The organism is Mycobacterium sp. (assembly GCF_049673265.1).
GTDB lineage: Bacteria > Actinomycetota > Actinomycetes > Mycobacteriales > Mycobacteriaceae > Mycobacterium.
In genome coordinates this window covers 1-2,065 of sequence record NZ_JBATXN010000187.1, presented here as the reverse complement: position 1 = coordinate 2,065, position 2,065 = coordinate 1, and the positions used below count along the sequence as shown (strand labels likewise).

The following is a 2,065-nucleotide window of genomic DNA, read 5'->3' as shown; positions in this document are numbered from 1 at the left end:
GCGAAGGAGCGCGCGGTATGTCGTTGCTGGTCTTCGACCCGGGCAGCGGCCGTACCCTCGGCAACTTTCCGCTGCCCGAGGCGACCGGCTACCCGGTCGGGGTCTCGGTCGGCCGCGACCGCAGGGTCGTCACCGCCACTAGCGATGGCCAGGTCTATAGCTTCGCGCCGAACTGACTCGCCCGGCGTTGGACGCGAGGGCAGCTCGGCTACAGGCTGCCGTGACAGATGTGACTGCTGCGGCAGAAAGCGACTTAGCCCTTGACCGCCAGCGGTGGGATGGCGTTGCGCGGCACGTGGGCCTGGGTGGCACCGGCGATCGATGCCGGCACTAGTTCTCCCGGCGCGAAGTAGAAGATCAGCTCGTCGTCGGTGATGGCGAAGTTCTGGTAGTGCGACGAATCGAGGCCGGATCCGGGCAGGATCGCAGCGCCGAATCCGGTCTGGCGTCCCACCTCGCGCTGGACGATCGGATAGATCGAGTCAAGCGCTTTGCTGTTGGGCGCGAAAAGAGTGTCGAAGGTGATCGGCTTCTGCGCTCCGACGTCGTAGTTGAAACCCTTGTAGGAGGTGGACGGCCGCGGGCCGCCGAGATCCTCGAATACCTTGACCACCACGCTTCGGGTGCCGTTGGGGGCCTGCCCGGAGTGGTACTGCTCGGAGGTCACTTCCATCTGGTAGGGCACATCGCGGGTTCCCGACGTTTGAGCGACGTTGATGAACCCGTCCCGGTTCTGGCTGACGTAATCGGTGAGCGCCTGCTCGTCCGGATAGTCGAGCGGGAACTTCATGTCCAGGGTGTAGGTGGCGTTGGCGGCATGGACGTGGCACGTCTGCTCACCCTCGACGTCGCCGCCCATGCTGGTGCAAGCCGAGTCCGCCCTGGCGACCGGGCCGTCAGCCCAGCCCAGCAGGCCGCCGGCCGCGATCAGCGCGGCCGCGATCAAGTTGCGCATCGTCGACTTGTCCTCGCAGGCTGGGAACGGCTCAAATGCCGTCTCGCCAGACTACCCGGCCGCTATTGCAGCGGATACCGAACCGCCTACCGCGACGCCCGACACACGAACACCGTCCCGCGTGCGGCTGCGCCCGAGCCGAGTCGCGTGATCACCACCGTCAACGAGTCGCTGCCGCGCAATGTCAACCGCTGTCGCAGCGCGGTGGGGTCGACATCCACACCGCGTACCAAGATCTCCAACGCGCCGCAGTTCAGGGCCGCAAGCGCTTGACGCAACCGTCGCTCATCAAACGGCAGCTGCTGGATGACCTCGAATCCTCGCATCCCGGTGGGCAACTTGTCCCCGGACAGGTAGGCGATGTGCGGGTCCAGCTGCCACAGCCCGTGCCGCGCGGCGTAGTGACGCACCAGACCGGCCCGCACTACCGCGCCGTCGGGATCGACGATCCACCGGCCGACGGGACGCACCGAACAGTCGTCGGGCTCGGAGTCGGTGATCTGCTCGCCGCGGTCCAGGATGCTGGCTCGACGGCGCACACTTCGCTCGGCCAATCCCGTCGACCATAGGCATGCTTCCCGCACTGACCCTCGATAAGAGGTCACCTCGATCTCGCCGTCGAATCCGAAGTTCAGCACAGCGGCGAAATCGATTCCAGGAGCGCACTTTACGGCTAGCTCCCGGCCGCGATAGATCTCGAAGAGCAGGTCCAGAGCAGGTTGGTAGTCACGTGGGTTGAAGCGTCGGCGTCCGCCACCGCGCCGCCCCGGGTCGGCCAGTATCACCGCGTCGCGCGTCACGGGGTGCAGGGCGTCGGCGCGGCACAGGTCGACGGCGCCAACCAGGTTGTGTTGAGCCATCGCCAGCCGCACCGGGTCGATGTCGCTGCCGAGTACCTGGGCCGCCGAGTCGCGCAGTGCCGCCAGTTCGGTGCCGATCGAGCAGGTCACATCGTGCACGATGTGGCCGGCCAGCCGTTGCGCCCGATGCGTTGCCACCGGTGCGGCGCTGGCTTGCTGCAGCGCCTCGTCGGTGAACAGCCACTCGCCGGTACCCGGCAGCTTGTCGGCCGCGCGCCGCCTCAGCAGCGAAGTTTCGACGAGCGCGGGC

At 67.1% G+C, this 2,065-nt stretch carries 2 protein-coding genes and 1 pseudogene; 1 reads left to right on the top strand and 2 read right to left on the bottom strand.

Annotation, left to right across the window (positions count from 1 at the left end; all coding sequences use genetic code 11):
• A pseudogene (locus WBF82_RS06625) lies at nt 1-176 on the top strand (PQQ-binding-like beta-propeller repeat protein); the annotation flags it as partial.
• Nucleotides 177-253: 77 nt separating this feature from the next.
• Here WBF82_RS06625 and WBF82_RS06620 read toward each other — a convergent pair.
• Entirely contained in the window at nt 254-955 is a 702-nt protein-coding gene (locus tag WBF82_RS06620; protein WP_424382272.1) for an esterase, read from the bottom strand.
• Nucleotides 956-1,041: 86 nt separating this feature from the next.
• On the bottom strand, nt 1,042-2,065 hold a 1,024-nt coding region (locus WBF82_RS06615), incomplete at its 5' end, for a THUMP-like domain-containing protein (RefSeq protein ID WP_424382271.1).

What these genes read in the sequence shown, in the direction of transcription:
- WBF82_RS06620 (WP_424382272.1), bottom strand. Translation starts at nt 955, where the DNA reads ATGCGCAACTTGATCGCGGCCGCGCTGATCGCGGCCGGCGGCCTGCTG.